We start from the raw sequence: 17,074 nt of genomic DNA on the forward strand, positions 1-17,074 counted from the left end.
CTCGGCTTATCTGCGGCTAAAGTTCTTAATGACTTCAGATCTCAATGGCTTAAGCTCTCAATTAAACAGCCGTGGCTTCTCGTAATTTAGTCGCGCCCAATGCTCGGGGCAGCTGTAATAGCTTGCCAGCACCAGCTCTCGCAGCCCTTGGTAGGCGGTGACCATAAGGTCGAGAAAACTCGTTCGCCAAGCCTCCAGCATGGCCACCAACTCCTGGGGTTGGCGCATCAACAGGGGGGTCATGTTGCCGGTAAGCAGTAACAGCCCCAGGCGCGACTCAAGCAGCTCCAGCAGTTGCTCTAGCTCGTCTCGAGATTCCTCGGGTAGCAGGTCCATGGTCGCCACTATGGCATCTAAGGTGCGGTTTTGCGCCGCCACGCGCAGCGACTGGGTATGGGGTAAGGCGCCGTCGAGAAACACGGGCACCAGCAGGCTAAACAGCAGACGATGGGACTGATCCAGGGATGCACTCACCCTCACCTGCGGCGGATGATACAGGTTTACTCCCAGTGCCAGGGCGCCGGTCCCCACCAGGGCCGTGGTCAAAAAGGTGCGTCGATTCATCTTATTCCCTGCGCTCTGTGAATAGCGATATTCCATGACTCTCCTTCGACAACAAGGAGCGACTCGAATCTATGTTACACTAGCTAGATAACTAACAATTAAACATATGTTTTAATTTTCGGCAACAGCGATTTATGACCCAGCGTACCTTCACGCCCCCCTGGTGGGCAAGAAATCCCCATGTGCAAACCATACTGCCGGTGCTGACGAAGGTGAACAAGCCAGCCCTCACTCGCCAGCGCCTGGAACTGGATGATGGCGACTTTATCGATCTCGACTGGCTGGCTAAACCCACACAAGCTGGGCCCACACAGGCTGAGCCCACACAAATTGAACCGATAGTCGTGCTAGTGCATGGACTAGAGGGCAGCGCCGACTCTCACTATGCCAGACGTCTGCTCACTCTGCTGGGCGAGCACAAGGTTGCCGCCCTGGTGCATCATCATCGCAGCTGTTCTGGCGTGACCAATCGTCTCGCCCGCAGCTATCACAGCGGCGATACGCAGGACCTGCACACCACACTCAGCCAGCTGCGAAGGGACTATCCCGACTCGCCTCTGCTGGCGGTGGGTTACAGCCTGGGCGGTAATGTGCTGACCAAATATATGGGCGAGCATGGCAGTGACAGCCTGGTGGATCGCGCCGTGGTGATCTCGGCGCCGCTGCAGCTGGGCGCCTGCGCCAAACGCCTCAGACACGGCTTCTCCAAGATCTACCAGAGCTATCTCATCAAGCAGCTACAGCAGAAGGTGCGCGACAAGCTGGCCCTGCCAGATCTGAGCGCCCAGATGCCGGTGACCCAGGCCGAGGTAGAGAGTCTGACCACCTTTCATCTGTTCGACGACAGAGTCACCGCGCCGCTGCACGGCTTCAATGGCGTCGAAGACTATTATCGGCGCGCCAGCGGTCTGCCCTACCTGAGTCAGGTGGCTAAGCCGACCCTGGTGATCCACGCCAAGGACGATCCCTTCATGACAGATGAGGTGATCCCGACTCAGGAGGCGCTCTCGCCCCAGGTCACCTACGAGCTGCACCAACAGGGGGGTCACGTCGGCTTTATCGACGGCGGTCATCCCCTCAAGCCCAGATATTATCTGGAGCAGCGCATCGTCCATTTTCTGCTGGAGGCTTAACCATGCTGGTCCCCTATCAATCCCTGCTGCAACTGCCGAGCGAGACCCTGGATAATCTGATTAAGGAGTTTCTCTTCACCCAGACCGAGGATGGCAGCTTCGCCAGCCTGGATGGCGAGGCCTTGGCCCGCGCCATCAAACAGTGCCGTCAGGCGTTGGCCCTCAGCGAACTTGTGGTCGAATACAGCGAAGAGGATGAATCTATCGCCATTCGCCACCGGCAAGATACCCTGACACAACAGATCCAAGATGACGGGCCCTGTTGACCTTTAGGTTATCCGTGCCGTATAACTATTGGTTCACAATTGCCCGTTATCGGGCATCAGCTTAGCGCTATTTAGGTAAAAGAATGTCAGCTAAACACCCCATTATTGCCGTAACCGGCTCCTCTGGAGCGGGCACCACGACGACCACGACAGCATTTAGCCATATCTTCCGTCAGTTGGGGATCAATGCCGCGATGATCGAGGGCGACAGCTTTCACCACTACACGCGTCCCGAGATGGAACTGAAGATCCGCCAGGCGCAGAACGAGAACCGCAACATCAGTTATTTTGGTCCCGAGGCCAACGATTTTGGCAAGCTGGAGCAGTGCTTTAGCGCCTATAGCGCCACAGGTCAGGGCGAGACCCGCTCCTACCTGCACACCTTCGACGAGGCCGTCCCTTTCAACCAGATGCCTGGCACCTTCACCCAGTGGCGACCGCTGCCGGAAAACACGGATATGCTCTATTACGAAGGCTTACATGGCGGCGTGGTGACCGACGACTGCGACGTGGCCCAGCACGTGGACCTGCTGATCGGCATGGTGCCCATAGTTAACCTGGAGTGGATCCAGAAGATCATCCGCGATACCTCGGACAGAGGCCACAGCCGCGAGAAGGTGATGGGCTCTATCGTGCGCAGCATGGAAGACTATATTAACCATATGACACCGCAGTTCTCCCGCACCCATATCAACTTCCAACGGGTCCCTACGGTAGACACCTCTAACCCCTTCAGCGCCAAGACCATCCCCAGCCTGGATGAGAGCTTCGTGGTGATCCGTTTTCGCGGCATCAAGAACGTCGACTTCCCCTATTATCTGAAGATGATCGACGGCTCCTTCATGTCCCGCATCAACACCCTGGTGGTGCCCGGCGGCAAGATGTCGCTGGCGATGGAGCTGATCCTCACGCCGCTGATTCGGGATCTGCTGGAGAAGCGTCAGCACCTGCTGGATCTGGATAGCGAATAAATTTTCACCGCTCGCGCCAGCTTCAGTCAGAGATAGATTCGCTTAAGCTTTATTTAAGTCTGCTCACATACAATGCTGGCTATCGGGATTTCAGGCGAAAGACTGATAGTTAGTATACTCTTGGGAGTGAATTCCCCCATCTTGATCTGTTTGCTTCCTCGAGTATGCTAGCGTCCCGACACCTCCTCTTGCACGCCACTCTGCATTAATTTCCCTGCGTTACCGTCCTAACTATTTCAGGCCGAATACTTCAAACATAAAGCGCTCAGGCATAAAAAAACGCCGACCCGAGTCGACGTCTTAATCTTTAGGAAACCGGTATTTACTGGCGTAAAAGCTACTGTGACAGCGGCACCACTTCACGATAGGGCTTCTGTTGGCGATAGTTTTCCAACCTTAATTCAAATTCATCTGACTTATCGAACTCGGCCGTCTGCTTGAGCGCCTTAATCGCCTGCTTCTGCAGATCCACCGCCGAGCTGTAATCGCCAATCTCGGCATAGGCTGCCGCCAGGTTATCCAAGTTGGTCGGGTCTTGTTTGTTGGCCTCGACCAGCCCCTTGCCTATGGCCAGGGCCTTACCGCCGTCACGATATTTGGCCTCTGGACAGGTAGAGAGGATCCACACAACGTTCCCCAGGGAGATCTCATCACCCACCGCCATGAAGTTATCGACCGCCTTACCACAGTTGCGCGCCACGCCATTACCGCCGGCGGCATAGATGAAGCCTAAACGGAATTGGGCCCACTTGTCCTGCTCGCTCGCCAGGCTCAAATACCAACGTTCGGCCAGGGCCAGATCGCGAGGAATGATCTTACCGTCGAAGGCCAGATCCGCTATGGTCTGGGCCGCCTTCTTGTGGCCCGTCTCGGCGGCGCGTTCGACCCAGCTGGCACCCAGCTGAGGATCCGGACTAACAAAACGGCCGGAGAGATACATCAAACCGAGAAGAAATTGCGCCTCAGACTCGCCTTGGCTGGCTTTTAGCTGAATATGGGCCAACTTACTGGCAGGCGCCGCCGCTTCGGTAGCGGGCACAGAAAACGCCAGGGCTTGCTGCACGGCAAACAGGGCCAGTAGGCCGGCGGCCAATTTCCAAACATGCTTTGTCACGATTCAGAACTCTCCTTCACCAGTTCGTGTCATCTAGGGAGACGACACGAAATAGCCACAACTTTGAGCTGCCCAGGCCCGAATAATATTCGGCGGCGCAGAGACTAACACTATCAATAATCCCCCCGCCAAGTCGAGTAAAAACCGTGTTTTACTGCATGAAAATCACCGGTGTTATCTCCTGGGCGGACAATAAGCACCTAGGCAGATGTGATATGGGCAACATTGTCGGCCAAATAAACTGGCCCGATTACGGTATTAGTTGACATATATTACTAATGTATCAAAATGAACTCCCACTATTGACAGCAAAGTAAATTACGTTACCGGCTGCATACTTATTGCAATAATTTGATCTCTGACGAGGTTTTTTGGCCCTAATTGACGTAATCTGCTTATTTAGCATATTCTTGTATTTACATTAATCAGTCGAGGAACATAGGCATGGCTCTGATTGGTAAGCCTAAACCTGATCCAACGTTGGAATGGTTTTTATCACACTGTCACATTCATAAGTACCCAGCCAAAAGCACTCTGATCCATGCGGGTGAAGACTCTGACACGCTGTACTACATAGTGAAGGGTTCTGTTGCCGTCTTGATTAAAGATGAAGAAGGCAAAGAGATGATCCTCTCTTACCTGAACCAAGGTGACTTCATCGGTGAATTGGGTCTGTTTGAAGAGCAAGCCGAGCGTACCGCTTGGGTTCGTGCCAAGCAAGCCTGTGAAATCGCTGAGATCTCTTACAAGAAATTTAAGCAGCTGATCCAGGTTAACCCTGAGATCCTGATGAAGCTCTCTTCTCAGATGGCTTACCGTCTGCAAAGCACCAGCCAGAAAGTGGGCGACCTTGCCTTCCTGGACGTTGCCGGTCGTATCGCACAGACGCTACTGCACCTGGCTAAGCAACCAGATGCCATGACCCATCCAGACGGCATGCAGATCAAGATCACTCGCCAAGAGATTGGTCAGATCGTGGGCTGTTCTCGCGAAACCGTGGGCCGTATCCTCAAGATGCTTGAAGAGCAGAATCTGATCCAAGCACACGGCAAAACTATCGTGGTTTACGGTACCCGCTAAGCTAGCATTAAGTTAGATTTAATAGATCTTAGTTAAAGTGGCCTGACTCCTTAGTCAGGCCATTTTTTTAGGACAGCCTCAGTGAAACCGACCGCCGTTATCAGCACCTTACTGCTTAGTGTCTGCTCACTGCTCAGTCCTGCCGCGACCGCCGTTATCGAACTGGAGCACAACCAGGCCCAAGAGCTGGTCAGCGAAGGCAAAATCCTCTCTCTCGATCTCACCCTCAGCCAGGTACAGGCCTACTGCGATGGCAAACTGGTGGACGCCCACCTGTTTCATGCCCAGGGCCACTGGCGCTACGATCTGCAGATCAAATTGGCCAATGGCGAGCTGATCTCCCTGGATATCGACGCCACCACCGGCCGTCACAGCGCCAACAAGCCCCTGCCCCAGGCCTGCGTACCGCACAAAAACTAGCGCCGAAATATCCGCTTAGGGTGAAAAAGTGTATTATCAATTCAGGTCGATGCAACTCGGCCGCCTCCATGTAGACAGAAGCGCCTGCCGCGCTAAGGTAGAGAAAAACGATGAAATTGCTGCTGGTTGAAGACAACACCCTACTGGTCGATGAGCTTGCCAAACAGCTGAAGCAGGCCGGCTATGTCACAGATGTCACCGACAGAGCCGCCGAAGCCGACTACCTGATCAAAGAAACCCATTATGATTGTGTCATCCTGGATATCGGCCTGCCCGACGGCAACGGCCTGCAGCTGCTGGAGACCTGGCGCAACCAGGGCATAGACACGCCGGTGATCATGCTCACCGCCCGCAGTCAATGGCACGAGAAGGTCGAAGGCTTCAACGCCGGTGCCGATGACTACCTGGGCAAGCCCTTCCACAGCCAGGAGCTGCTGGCACGCATCCACGCCCTGATCAATCGTGCCCACGGCAAGACCAACAGCCCCACCAAGGAGCTGAGCTTCGAGGGAGTCACCCTGGACGAGAGCCAGCAGAGCGTCACCGTTGGCGAGCAACAGTTCGAGCTCACCGCCATGGAGTTTCGTCTGCTGAAGATCTTCCTCATGTCGCCCAAGAAACTGCTCTCCAAGGCGCAGCTGACCGACAAGCTGTATCAGTTTGACGACGAGAAGGAGAGTAACGTGGTGGAGGTCTATGTGACCCACCTGCGTAAGAAGCTGGGTAAGACGGCCATCGAGACCCGCAGGGGACAGGGCTACATCTTCCACGGCCTCAAGCCATGATATCGATCCGCACTAAGCTCAGCCTCTGGCTGTCGGCCTTAGTCATCATCTCCACCTTCGTGGCGATCGTCATCTTCGAGTCCATGTTGCGCCAGGCGTTTCACGACTCGATCATCGACCGCCTCGAAGAGGATTTAGAGCAGGTGTTACTGGCGATTCAGTTCGACAACGGCGACATCAGCATAGACCCCAACCAGGTCTCCAACTTCTACAAGCCCGTCTACTCAGGGCGCTACTACCAACTCAACCTCAAAGATATCGAGCTGAGATCCCGCTCCCTGTGGGATCAACGCCTGGAGATAGAACCTCTCTCCAAGGGCCAAACCCGGGTATGGCAGACCAAGGGGCCACAGAATCACGATATTCAACTGCTCTCCCTGGGGCTGAGCAGCGCCGATGCCAAGGTACAGGCGACGCTCACGGTCGCCCAGGATCTCAGTATCGGCCGCCAGGTATTCTCCCAGGTCTATGGCACTAAGCTCTCGGTCAACCTGGCCATGCTGCTTGCCATGGTAGCGGGAATCTTCATTCTGCTAAGGCAATCCTTCAAACCGATCAACGACATGCAGCGGGCGCTGATGAAGCTCAGGGAGGGGGAGATCACCGCGCTGGACACCAGCAAGATCCCACCAGAGCTGGCGCCCTTGGCACAGACCTATAACGAATTGTTGCAATACTCGAGCAAGCAGATGGAGCGCAGCCGCAACAACCTGGGCAACCTCAGCCATGGCCTCAAGACACCGCTGGCGGTGATGCAGCAGCAGGTTGAGGTGCTGGGACTAAAAGATCCCGAGGCTGCCAGCGCCATGCAGAGCCAGCTGGATCAGATCCACAAGATGATAGAGCGCAAGTTGGCGGCGGCACGAATTACCGGCGACATGCTGCCCGCGGCGCAGATGCAGCTACCCAAAGATCTACAGGATCTGGCCCAGACCCTCACTAAGGTTCACGGCCACAAGGCGATCGCCTGCGAGTTTAGCCTGGACGAGGGCTTAAGCCGCCTGCCTATTCACCGCGAAGATGGCATGGAGCTTATCGGCAACCTGCTGGACAACGCCTTCAAGTGGGCTGACAGCAAAGTGGCGGTGTCGACGACGCAAGCCGACGAGCAGATCTTACTGACCATTGAAGATGATGGCCCGGGGGTCGCCGACGAGGCCCTCAGCCTGCTGACCCAGAGGGGCAAGCGCCTGGACGAGGCGATCATGGGCCATGGCCTTGGGCTCTCTATCGTCAAGGATATTGCCGAGCAATATGAGATAAGCCTAGCCTTCGAGCACAGCCAGCAGCTGGGCGGACTGAAGATCACCCTTGGCTTTAAAGGATAAATTTTAAGGGATAGGCTCTAAAGGATAAGTTTTAAGGGATAAGTTTTAAGGGATAGCTTTCGAGACCCTGTTAAAACAACCCATTGGCCCACAAAAAAGCCGATGCAGTGCATCGGCTTTTTACTGTCAGAGATTCACCCCAGGATTAACCTGCGTTGTTGGTGCTCTCGAAGATCTTGTCCGCAGAGGCCGCCACGAAGCCTGTGTAAAGCTCGCCGTCAGCCTTAGGGTAGCGCAAGGCAAACTCGTAGAAACAGCTTGGAATCGTCTTCTGAACGTCTTTAAAGGCCACATTAACCTTGTCGGCCATGGTCGATGACTGCTCTAGCAAGACATCAGCCGACCCTTTTACCTCGCCGCCGACACTGTTCAGTACGAAATCACCCTGCTTCAGGGTCTCGTTCACCTCTAAGATAGTGTTGTATCCAGGCAGGTGGTTGATCGACACTGTGAAGTGGTTTGCGCGGTATCCAAACGCCGCCACCCACGCCGCGTACTCGCTCTCGGCCAGTAGCTGCTCGTAGGTTGCGTAATCCAGTTCCCAGTGACGACCTGAGTAGAGGAAGTTATCCGCGATGGTCGCGGCTTCATCCACCTGCTCTACCAGACCATGAACTATGGCTTGCAGCTCAGGGCTGAAGGCCTCGACCATCAGCTCAGAGATAAACACCTTAGGCTGAGTCGGATCCGGATGCTCGAAGTGCTTGGCCTTAAGCTTCTTGGCTTCGAAGTCGTAGTCGCCACAGGCCACATAGCCCAGAGACTCGAAATGCTTCGCCAGAACGCTCAGGTTCACCTTGGCAATGTTGAAGGTACGTAGGGCGATATGATCGTTGATGATGGTCTCACCCTTGGCCAATAGCTGGTGTACCTTGGCGGCTGAGGGGGTCATTTCAACATAGTCGTCCCATAGGGCGGCAAATAGCTGGTTTACATCGGTATGCATCAATTTCTTCCTTAACATCATCGTGTTACCGGTCGTTATCGCGCCGGTTTGTTTGTTTTCACGATATAAGTACAACGAGAATTTTCGTGTACGCCTATAAAAATGGGAGCAGACAAGACGCCCACTCCCATGCTTGTTTACTAAAGGGTCAGACCCGGACTCAGGCTGGCTGGCATGGCCAGGGCATCGGCCTCGACCGAAGCCACTGGGTAGGCACAGTAGTCGGCAGCATAGAAGGCGCTCGCCCTGTGGTTACCCGAGGCGCCAACACCACCAAAAGGTGCCGAACCTGATGCGCCGGTGATCTGCTTGTTCCAGTTGACGATACCCGCACGGATACGCGCCAGGAAGTAGTCGTAGTCTTCGCGGCTGTCCGCCAGGATACCGGCAGAGAGGCCATAGCGGGTGTCGTTAGCTAGCTTGATCGCCTCATCGAAGTCTGTGTAGCGAACCACCTGTAGCAGTGGGCCGAAGTACTCTTCGTCTGGCAGCTCGATCACCTGAGTCACATCGATAAGACCAGGAGACACAAGGCCGGTACCGGCTTCCAGATGCTTAAGCTCAACCAGCGGTGTACCGCCCAGGTTGATCAGGTTACGCTGAGCTTCCACCATGCCTTTGGCTGCGGCCTCAGAGATCATAGAGCCCATGAAGGGCTGTGGCTGCGCGTTCCAAGGACCCACCTTGATCTGCTTAACCGCCTCGGCCAGCTTAGCCAGCAGGGCATCGCCCTCGGCACCCTTCTCTACATAGAGACGACGGGCACAGGTGCAGCGTTGACCCGATGAGATATAGGCCGACTGAATGATATCGTGAACTGCCGCCAGGGTGTCTTTAACGCCCTTGATGATCAGCGGGTTGTTACCGCCCATCTCCAGCGCCAAGATCTTACCCGGATGACCCGCGTATTGCTGGTGCAGGATATGACCCGTGCGAGAGCTACCGGTGAAGAAGAGGCCGTCGATCTGCGGATGTGACGCCAGCGCCTTGCCGGTTTCCACTTCGCCTTGAACCAGGTTGATCACGCCAGCCGGCAGACCCGCCTTCTCCCACAGCTTGAGCATCAGCTCGGCCGTCTTAGGGGTGAGTTCAGATGGCTTGAACACGACTGTGTTACCCGCAAGCAGTGCAGGCACGATATGACCGTTCGGCAGGTGACCCGGGAAGTTATAGGGACCAAATACCGCCACCACGCCGTGTGGCTTGTGACGCAACACGGCGCGGCCCGCTGGGGTGTCGTTTTCTGAGGTGCCGGTACGCTTGTGGTAGGCAGCTACCGACAGGCCGATCTTGCCGATCATGGCCCCTGCTTCGGTGGCGGTTTCCCACTGTGGCTTACCGGTTTCCTGAGCGATCACCTCGGCGATATCGCCCTTGTGAGCCTCGAGCTGGTCGCGGTAGGCTTCGACAATCGCCAGACGGGCATCGAAGCCCAGCATGAACCAGTCGAACTGAGCGGCGCGCGCCGCCTCTACTGCAGCATTAACCTGCTCTGGTGTCGCCGTCTTGCTTTCCCAGATCACTTCTTGATTTGCTGGGTTCTTCGAGACCACGTCGTGGCCCAGACCGGCAACCCACTGGCCGTTAATAAATTGACTCATCATATATTCCTACATTGCCAAGACACGGATCTGTTCACCTTCTGCCACCAGCAGCGCACCGGCGAGCTCGGGTGACAGGATCACCTCGTCGGTTTCATCGCTGACCATCAAGTTGGCCGAGGTGGCGCGGTAACCCGCTAACAAAGTATTTGAGATAATAAAACTGCTGCTCGAGACAGGCATCTCGCCCACCTTGACCGTCAGCAGACGGCTCTCTCTCACCGACCGAATGTCGTTAAGATTACACTCGACCGTTGGACCGCCGTCGAAGATATCCACATAGCCACGGCATCTAAAGCCCTCTGCCTGCAGCAGGTTGAGTGCAGGGCGAGTGTTGGTGTGCACCTCGCCGATCACCTTCTGCGCCTCTTCGGGCAACAGACAGACATAGACGCTGTTTTTCGGCATCATCTCGGCCATGAAGGCCTTCTGGCCCAGGCCCGACAGGTAATCGGCCTGCACGAAGTCGATGCCAAGGAAGTTCTTCTGCAACCAGCCGTAGAAAGGCGAGTTGCCCTCGGCGTCGCTCTCGCCGCGCATCTCGGCGATCACTGTGTCGCCGAAGCGTTCGGCGTGCTGCGCCAGGAACAGGAAACGGCTGCGAGACAGCATGCGCCCGTTGTTATTCTTACGGTAGGTGTCACGCAGGAACAGGGTACATAGCTCGGCGGCGCCCGTGTAGTCATGACACAGGGTCAGGGTTTCCACCTCGTTGCGCACGTCGATCTGCTCTGAGTAGTAGACCTCTGTGCCCAGACGGTAGTGATAAAACGCATCGACCATGCCGACCGCAGCCTCGAGTCCACAGGTACCGACCACTTCGCCAGTCTCTGTGTCTTCCAGCACCATAAGATAGCCTTCGTCGAAGGGCTTCTCGATCTCTTTAACGAACGAGGCTTCGACACGGGCAATCTTATTTCTTAATAGTTCTTCATTGACGGGTAAAGACGTGAATCCATGACCTGACTCGATGGCGATCTGATACAAGGCATCGAAATCGCTCGATCGTATGGGGCGGATAATTAACATCTTCGGGTCTCCTCACTTGTCCTTGTCGTTCAAACGCAGACAGCCTTAACAATTAAGACCTATGTGCCACGCTTGAGGTTCAAGGTTTTCTCTCAGACAAAAAAGCGCGGTTGCTATGCCGCGCTTATGCTGTCGCTTAGCCAGCTACAACCTTGGCTACTGCACGTTCGAAACGAGCAAGACCCTCGGCGATATCGGCCTCAGGGATAACAAGAGAAGGAGTAAAGCGGATCACGTTTGGACCGGCTATCAGGCACATCAGGCCTTCGCTGGTACCGGCAACCAAGAAATCTTTCGAGCGCCCCTGATACTGCTCGTTGAGCACGGCGCCCAGCAGCAGGCCTTGACCGCGAACCTCGGTGAACACATGGTACTTTTCGTTGATCTGGTTCAGACCATCACGTAGCAGCTGCTCGCGACGTTTAACACCATCGAGCACCTCAGGCGTGTTCACTACGTCCAGTACCGCGTTACCGATTGCACAGGCCAATGGGTTACCGCCGTAGGTTGAACCATGGGTACCAATCTTAAGGTGAGAGGCGATCTCTGTAGTCGTCAGCATGGCCGCGATAGGGAAACCACCACCCAGCGCCTTGGCTGTGGTGAGGATGTCAGGCGTCACTTCGGTGCGCATGTAGGCGTATAGCTCGCCAAGACGGCCCACACCAGTCTGAACTTCATCGAAGATCACCAGGGCGTTGTGCTTGTCTGCCAGGGCACGTACTGCGCGCAGGAACTCAGGATCGGCGTCTATGATGCCGCCTTCGCCCTGCAGTGGCTCGAGCATGATGGCACAGGTCTTGTCAGACACTTCGGCTTCCAGCGCCGCGATGTCGTTAAATGGTAGGTGGGTAATAGACTGTGGCTTAGGACCGAAACCGTCTGAATAGGCCGCCTGGCCACCCACGCTCACGGTGAAGAAGGTACGACCGTGGAAGGCCTTGTCGAAGGCGATGATCTGATCCTTCTCGGCGCCAAACTTGTCCAGGGCGTAACGACGGGCCAGCTTAAGGGCCGCTTCGTTGGCTTCTGCACCTGAGTTCGCGAAATAAACCTTCTCGGCGAAGGTCGCCTCAACCAGCTTGGTGGCCAGTGCCAGTGCAGGCTCGTTGGTCATCACGTTGGCCAGGTGCCAGATCTTCTCGCCCTGCTCTTTCAGTGCGCCCACTAGCGCAGGATGACAATGACCAAGACAGTTCACCGCGATACCACCGGCGAAGTCAACAAACTCGTTGCCTTCCTGGTCCCAAACACGGCTACCCTCACCACGGACAGGGATCACAGCCGAAGGTGCATAATTAGGCACCATTACTTCATCAAACTGGGCTCGGGTTAGCTTATGGTTCACGCTCATTCTACTCATCCTTTCAATGTTGCCGAAGGCTTCAATCGCCTGTCGTACCCGTCTTTTTCCGAAAAGCGACGCCTATCGGTGACGGTTATTTTGTTATCTAGGGGGACATTAATAGCGAAAACGTGATCAAAATACCAGTTCCTCCAGTCGAGCCTTCTTAGCATGTGCATAACAAATGCATAAAGATTTGAGCTTAAAGGTTATACAAGCGTTTATAACCTAGGCTTGAGCATAAATAGTCAGAAAAAAGTTTATCGACCCAAAATTCAACTAATAATGTAATTTTTATGAATATATAGTCACATTTTGACGTGGCGTGGATAGTAAAACATTTCCACAGCAAATAACACTAAAAAGCATCAGTAAAACAGTTCATTCTCACTGCCCTGTTGTACACCGCCGTTTCCACTCTTTATTAGTTGAATGCGAGTGCCCTGACAGACGCGGCCAGCAAGGTGAATGATGTTATCACTATCAATGGGATACGTAGCGAAGGATAAGGACAAGACGCCACTGTTAAGCTGAGTTTTGGGCGCCTTGGGAGAAACCGCGCTTTACGGACTAAGGGCTAACGCGAAGCGCTATAGGTCGGTACGCGAAGCGCTATAGGTCGGTACGCGAAGCGCTAGAACTCTAATAAAGGTCTAGCTTGCGGTAGTTCTGCCCCTTGAGGCGGATCTGCTCCTGCTCCGAGAGCTGATAATAGTCGAACATCATCTGCTTCTCTTTGGGCGAGATCAGTCGCATCTCATCTAGCATCAACACCTTGGCATAACAGCTGGCCCGGGCGACCAGAGCCGCCTCAGTCGACAACTCGCTATAGCTAAGACAGGTGTCCAGCTCCCTCTGGGTCTGGGTCAGTCCGCTGGCGGAAAAGTCCAGCAGCTCAGGCAGGCGCCAGTTGAGAGTATGGGCATGTTGCAGCACCTGCAGGTAGATATCCTCGGCGGGAAACTCGGTGGCCAGCACGGCATCGTGCAGCTCCTTGTCACGACTGGCACTAGCTTCCCTGAGCCAGTTACCCCAGATACTCTCGTAGACCTTGGCGCCATTTTTCAGCACCACAGAGACCCCCAGCTGATAGAGCAGGCTGCTGGTGTAGGCGGTGGCCATGTCCTGCTCATTGAGCTGCGCCAGCGCCTTGGCGGCGATGCCGGTAACCATGGCATAACGCCACAGCTTACGTGTGGTCCACAAGAGATTGGCATGCCCGGTTGGCAGCCAGTTGCGCAGACAGTAATAGGGGATCAGCAGCCTGAGGTTTTCGACGCCGATGAAGTTGAGCACCAGCTTTATCTCGGTGACCTTCACGTCCGAGCGCTGTTGGCGCTTGTGACGAAACGAAGGACTGTTAACCATGTTGGTGAGATCCCGCGCCAGCCAGGGCAAATCGGCTATAAGCAGGCGCAACCGGCTCAGATCCAGGTTCTTCTGCTGTAGCAGCTCCAGCATCAACATCTGACTCTGATTGATGCCGGCATGCTGAATCAAGAGTTCGGGAGACGCCAGTTGATTGTCCAGGGTGCTGTTGACCGTAGTGATCAGCTGCTTAGAGACCGCCTCGTACACCTGCCGTGCCTGGATCTGCTTAGAGAGGCGCTCGAACACGGCATCGCGCTCGATGGCAAGCTTATTGGCATCGTTTTCCAGTTCACGGTCTAAGTCATCAAACATGGAGGCCGCAGCCTTCTGCTTACCCACGATAATCTGTTTCAGAAGCCTGTTTTCGATATCTATGATGATGCCCGGACGGACACCACCGGCAATGGACTTTGCCACCTAAGCCGTTCTCCTAAGCTAATTGAGCGCATTAGGCTTATATTACACCAAATCACGCACTTGGCAGATCCCCTTGCAATAAAAAGGGCCTCGAATGAGGCCCTGGACGGTTATTTAAGCTCTTGCTCGAACAACTTGAAGATGCGGCGGTATTCATCTAACCAGCTCGAAGGCTGACGGAAGCCGTGGGGCTCGACCGGATAGATGGCGGTCTCAAACATAGGCTTCTCCAGCTCGATCAGTCGCTGCACCAGACGCACGCTGTCCTGGAAGAAGACGTTATCATCCAGCACCCCACTCATCACCAACAGCGGCTTCTGCAGTCCCTGTGCGTGCTCGATAGGCGAGCTGCGCTCATAGGCGATAGCATCCACATCTGGAGTGTTGAGAATGTTAGAGGTGTATGGCGCGTTGTAGTGCGCCCAGTCGCTCACGGGACGTAGCGCCGCACCGGCTTGGAACAGCTCGGGCTCGGTAAACAGCGCCATGAAGGTGAGGAAGCCACCGTAAGAGCCACCATAGGTGCCGACGCGCTTAACATCCACATGGGTATTGGCCACCATCCAGTTAACGCCGTCCTTCAGATCTTCCACCTCTGGATGGCCCATGTTGCGATAGATCGCCGTACGCCAGTCGCGGCCATAACCTTTAGAGCCACGATAGTCCATGTCCATTACCACATAACCCTGTTGAGTCAGCAAATTGTGGAACATGAACTCGCGGAAGTAGCCGGAGAAACCATAGTGGGCATTTTGCAGATAACCGGCGCCATGGTTGAAGATCACCGCAGGATATTTCTCGGCACGCGCCTTATCAAAGCCCTGTGGCAGATAGACTCTGGCATAAACATCGCCGGCGCCATGGGTAGATGGCACCTTAACCACCTCAGGGGCCTGCCAAGCATATTGCTTGAAGGCATCCGAGGTGTAGTGGGTCAGCTGCTTAAGTTCACCACCGATCGCCTGCACGTAGAGTTCGCTCGGCTGAGTACGACGAGAGGCCTTGAGCAGCAGCTTGCTGCCATCTGGGCTCAGGCTGTAATCCAGCTGGCCATCCCACTGGGTGAGCTTCTCGCTCTGGCCATCGGCAATGTTGACGCGATAGACGTTGTCTATGCCTGGATGGTCTTTGTTGGCCTTGTAGTAGATATACTCGGCCTTGGGGCCTAGGGTGATATCGCTGACCACATACTTACCCTGGGTCAAGGCTTGTGGCTTAGCGCCGCTCGCCTTAAGGTAGAGGTGGGAATAGCCGGTCTCTTCCGATAGGTAATAGAGGGTATCGCTCTGTGGCAACCAGCCGAACTGGTTGAAGTTGTAGTTAACCCAAGCATCGTCATGCAGTCTGTGCTCTGTCTTCAATGAGCCCGACTTGAGGTTGAGGGTGGCAATCCATCTGTCTTTGTTGTCCACCGCCTCGAGCATGATGGCGACCTTGTTGTCCTTGGCCTGCCACTGCATAGCACTCTGGGTCCAGCCCCAGTCCTGCATCAGCTGCACCTTACGCGGCGACTTATCGCTCTTATAGGTCTCGCCCTTGGTCTTAGCATTTTCAGCCTTCACCGAGGCCAGCACGTCTTCATCGAAGCCTGTCAGGCCTTCGATGGTGATGTCACGCTTCTCATGCTGCTCGAGATCCAAGAGCACCAGACGCTCGCCGGGATACTTGTCTTCGGCCACACGCGCCCTGGCAGGTACAGCATCCACATAACCCTGGCTGCCCAGATAGTTAGGCATGATGTCATGCTCGGCGCGCCAGCTGTAATTCTTGTCCACCAGTGACAGCAGCAGGTAGCGACCATCGGGTGACAGGCTCATCTGGGAAACTGTCTCCTCGTCGCCCAGATACCAGGTCTTGGCCGTCATGGTAGGATCTTGCTTGGCCAGTTCCGCCTGATATTGCTCTTTCTCTTTCGCCTGGTTCTGCTTGAGGGCGACATATTCAATCAGTCTATGCTGCTGCTTGGCGATATAACTGCTAGGCGCCTCGACCCCTTTGGGCTGCTTGGCCATCTTGATGTTGGCGATCTGTTCATACAGACCACTGTCGCCGTGGATACGGAACACCTGCTCACCCTGCCAGTAGGCGATATCGCCATTGGTGAGGAAACGCACCCCATCCACCTTAGTGTTTTGACGGGTCAGCTGCGACACCTTGCCGCTGAGCAGATCTTTAACGAACAGGTTGCCCTGATAAATATAGGCCTTGCGGCTGCGGGCCTCGTCCATCACGCCATACTGCTGATCCGCCTGATGCAGAGCGTCGAGCGCTAGCTTGGCGGCCTCACCCGAGACGAGTGGCTGTTGATAGTATTCCAGTAGCGGCGATTGATGGGCCTGACGGGCAAAGTAAACCGACTGGCTGTCGTCACTCCAATATTCGCCCTTAGCCAGGATACCCATCCAATCTGGATTGGCCATGATCTGTTTGAGGGTCAGCGGCTGATCCACGCTTGGCGGCGTGGCTAACGCCACCTGAGTGCTTGCCTGAGTCGTTACCTGAGTCTGTTGAGTATCGCTTGAAGGGGTGGCTGCACAGCCCCCCAAGATGGTGAGGGTCAAAATGCTGAGACCAAATCCACGAAACGCGCCCGTCATCGTCCTTCCTTATTATTTATGTCGCCGAGGCTAAGGCCCCAGCCTTGTTATTTTGCTGCCTTTTATATCACAAAATGGGAGTGGGACGAGGATGTGGGCGGGATAAA

At 55.1% G+C, this 17,074-nt stretch carries 15 protein-coding genes; 7 read left to right on the forward strand and 8 right to left on the reverse strand.

Annotation, left to right across the window (positions count from 1 at the left end):
• Positions 1-57: 57 nt before the first annotated feature.
• A complete protein-coding gene (locus AYI87_RS03655; RefSeq protein ID WP_144199703.1) occupies positions 58-564 on the reverse strand; it encodes a twin-arginine translocation signal domain-containing protein in 507 nt (168 codons plus the stop codon).
• Between the two features lie 134 nt (positions 565-698).
• Between AYI87_RS03655 and AYI87_RS03660 the strand changes: the two genes are divergently transcribed.
• The 3 genes from AYI87_RS03660 to AYI87_RS03670 all read left to right on the forward strand — a co-directional run bounded on the left by AYI87_RS03660 (position 699) and on the right by AYI87_RS03670 (position 2,934).
• The gene (locus AYI87_RS03660) at positions 699-1,697 is read left to right on the forward strand and encodes a hydrolase (protein ID WP_144199705.1); all 999 of its coding nucleotides are present in this window, start codon (positions 699-701) and stop codon (positions 1,695-1,697) included.
• Between the two features lie 2 nt (positions 1,698-1,699).
• Positions 1,700-1,963 (forward strand): YheU family protein, encoded by a 264-nt coding sequence (locus tag AYI87_RS03665; RefSeq protein WP_144199707.1) that lies wholly within the window; start codon positions 1,700-1,702, stop codon positions 1,961-1,963.
• Positions 1,964-2,046: 83 nt separating this feature from the next.
• Positions 2,047-2,934 (forward strand): phosphoribulokinase, encoded by an 888-nt coding sequence (locus AYI87_RS03670; protein ID WP_144199709.1) that lies wholly within the window; start codon positions 2,047-2,049, stop codon positions 2,932-2,934.
• Positions 2,935-3,271: 337 nt separating this feature from the next.
• On the opposite strand, the gene AYI87_RS03675 is transcribed toward AYI87_RS03670, so the two are convergent.
• Positions 3,272-4,048, reverse strand: a complete 777-nt coding sequence (locus AYI87_RS03675) for a tetratricopeptide repeat protein (RefSeq protein ID WP_144199711.1) — start codon at positions 4,046-4,048, stop codon at positions 3,272-3,274.
• Between the two features lie 444 nt (positions 4,049-4,492).
• Between AYI87_RS03675 and crp the strand changes: the two genes are divergently transcribed.
• The 4 genes from crp to AYI87_RS03695 all read left to right on the forward strand — a co-directional run bounded on the left by crp (position 4,493) and on the right by AYI87_RS03695 (position 7,661).
• Complete coding sequence (gene crp, locus AYI87_RS03680; protein ID WP_011864391.1) at positions 4,493-5,128, forward strand: cAMP-activated global transcriptional regulator CRP; 636 nt, start codon at positions 4,493-4,495, stop codon at positions 5,126-5,128.
• A gap of 81 nt (positions 5,129-5,209) precedes the next feature.
• Entirely contained in the window at positions 5,210-5,548 is a 339-nt protein-coding gene (locus tag AYI87_RS03685; protein ID WP_144199713.1) for a PepSY domain-containing protein, read from the forward strand.
• A 110-nt stretch (positions 5,549-5,658) separates the two neighbouring features.
• Positions 5,659-6,333, forward strand: a complete 675-nt coding sequence (locus tag AYI87_RS03690; protein ID WP_011864389.1) for a response regulator transcription factor — start codon at positions 5,659-5,661, stop codon at positions 6,331-6,333.
• Positions 6,330-7,661 (forward strand): ATP-binding protein, encoded by a 1,332-nt coding sequence (locus tag AYI87_RS03695; RefSeq protein ID WP_144199715.1) that lies wholly within the window; start codon positions 6,330-6,332, stop codon positions 7,659-7,661. Before AYI87_RS03690 ends, AYI87_RS03695 begins: the two co-directional genes overlap by 4 nt.
• A gap of 145 nt (positions 7,662-7,806) precedes the next feature.
• Here AYI87_RS03695 and AYI87_RS03700 read toward each other — a convergent pair whose 3' ends face one another.
• The 6 genes from AYI87_RS03700 to AYI87_RS03725 form a co-directional block, all read right to left on the reverse strand.
• Positions 7,807-8,607, reverse strand: a complete 801-nt coding sequence (locus AYI87_RS03700) for a DUF1338 domain-containing protein (RefSeq protein ID WP_144199719.1) — start codon at positions 8,605-8,607, stop codon at positions 7,807-7,809.
• A 140-nt stretch (positions 8,608-8,747) separates the two neighbouring features.
• A complete protein-coding gene (gene astD / locus AYI87_RS03705; RefSeq protein WP_041406340.1) occupies positions 8,748-10,208 on the reverse strand; it encodes a succinylglutamate-semialdehyde dehydrogenase in 1,461 nt (486 codons plus the stop codon).
• A gap of 9 nt (positions 10,209-10,217) precedes the next feature.
• Positions 10,218-11,237, reverse strand: a complete 1,020-nt coding sequence (gene astA / locus AYI87_RS03710; protein ID WP_011864385.1) for an arginine N-succinyltransferase — start codon at positions 11,235-11,237, stop codon at positions 10,218-10,220.
• A 136-nt stretch (positions 11,238-11,373) separates the two neighbouring features.
• Complete coding sequence (locus AYI87_RS03715) at positions 11,374-12,591, reverse strand: aspartate aminotransferase family protein (RefSeq protein WP_011864384.1); 1,218 nt, start codon at positions 12,589-12,591, stop codon at positions 11,374-11,376.
• A 633-nt stretch (positions 12,592-13,224) separates the two neighbouring features.
• Positions 13,225-14,370, reverse strand: a complete 1,146-nt coding sequence (locus AYI87_RS03720) for an HDOD domain-containing protein (RefSeq protein ID WP_144199721.1) — start codon at positions 14,368-14,370, stop codon at positions 13,225-13,227.
• Between the two features lie 110 nt (positions 14,371-14,480).
• On the reverse strand, positions 14,481-16,967 hold the full coding sequence (locus tag AYI87_RS03725; RefSeq protein WP_144199723.1) for a S9 family peptidase: 2,487 nt from the start codon (positions 16,965-16,967) through the stop codon (positions 14,481-14,483).
• Between the last annotated feature and the right edge of the window lie 107 nt (positions 16,968-17,074).

The organism is Shewanella sp. KCT (genome assembly GCF_007636505.1).
GTDB classification, from domain to species: Bacteria; Pseudomonadota; Gammaproteobacteria; order Enterobacterales; family Shewanellaceae; genus Shewanella; species Shewanella halotolerans.

Excerpts from the sequence above, each read along its gene's own strand:
- AYI87_RS03660 (WP_144199705.1), top strand. The coding sequence starts at position 699 with ATGACCCAGCGTACCTTCACGCCCCCCTGGTGGGCAAGAAATCCCCAT.
- AYI87_RS03700 (WP_144199719.1), bottom strand. The coding sequence starts at position 8,607 with ATGCATACCGATGTAAACCAGCTATTTGCCGCCCTATGGGACGACTAT.
- crp (WP_011864391.1), top strand. The coding sequence starts at position 4,493 with ATGGCTCTGATTGGTAAGCCTAAACCTGATCCAACGTTGGAATGGTTT.
- AYI87_RS03725 (WP_144199723.1), bottom strand. The coding sequence starts at position 16,967 with ATGACGGGCGCGTTTCGTGGATTTGGTCTCAGCATTTTGACCCTCACC.
- astA (WP_011864385.1), bottom strand. The coding sequence starts at position 11,237 with ATGTTAATTATCCGCCCCATACGATCGAGCGATTTCGATGCCTTGTAT.
- AYI87_RS03655 (WP_144199703.1), bottom strand. The coding sequence starts at position 564 with ATGAATCGACGCACCTTTTTGACCACGGCCCTGGTGGGGACCGGCGCC.
- AYI87_RS03695 (WP_144199715.1), top strand. The coding sequence starts at position 6,330 with ATGATATCGATCCGCACTAAGCTCAGCCTCTGGCTGTCGGCCTTAGTC.
- AYI87_RS03715 (WP_011864384.1), bottom strand. The coding sequence starts at position 12,591 with ATGAGCGTGAACCATAAGCTAACCCGAGCCCAGTTTGATGAAGTAATG.
- AYI87_RS03690 (WP_011864389.1), top strand. The coding sequence starts at position 5,659 with ATGAAATTGCTGCTGGTTGAAGACAACACCCTACTGGTCGATGAGCTT.
- AYI87_RS03670 (WP_144199709.1), top strand. The coding sequence starts at position 2,047 with ATGTCAGCTAAACACCCCATTATTGCCGTAACCGGCTCCTCTGGAGCG.
- astD (WP_041406340.1), bottom strand. The coding sequence starts at position 10,208 with ATGAGTCAATTTATTAACGGCCAGTGGGTTGCCGGTCTGGGCCACGAC.
- AYI87_RS03665 (WP_144199707.1), top strand. The coding sequence starts at position 1,700 with ATGCTGGTCCCCTATCAATCCCTGCTGCAACTGCCGAGCGAGACCCTG.